Genomic DNA, 391 nt, shown 5'->3' on the forward strand with positions numbered 1-391 from the left:
TCATCGAGAGTACTTCTCAAACTCTCATTGCTGGGGGTATTAGTCATATCCGCATCAGACCAATTCGGCTTGTAAATCATAAGCGGACTTTCGGCGAATCCATCCCCGATGTTGATGCGAGCCTTGAAATAATTCTGTTTATCCGCTGATTTGACATAGTCGGGAAGCCCATCTCCGGTGATGTCCATCAGCATCTCGGTGGTTTTATCCACGCTGCCGCCGAAATTACCGCTGCCGGAGATAGTGAAATGTGAGCTGCTCTTCATTGTTTCTGATTTTGTTTTTGATATTGTTTTCGTGCTCGAGAGTCCCACTCCACCCGAAAGACTGCCCGATCTGGAAAAACGCATGCTATTTTCGGGAAAATTGAAGCTGTTTATCGAGCTTGGCT

General features: G+C 46.5%; 1 protein-coding gene. It reads right to left on the reverse strand.

The annotated features are described in order from the left end of the window. Positions 1-266, reverse strand: a 266-nt coding sequence (locus S1OALGB6SA_RS09255) for a hypothetical protein (RefSeq protein WP_148084069.1), incomplete at its 3' end; no start/stop codon positions are given. Positions 267-391: the final 125 nt, after the last annotated feature.

The sequence above is a fragment of the Olavius algarvensis spirochete endosymbiont genome, assembly GCA_900608495.1.
In the GTDB taxonomy this organism is placed as follows: Bacteria; Spirochaetota; Spirochaetia; order DSM-2461; family DSM-2461; genus UBA2779.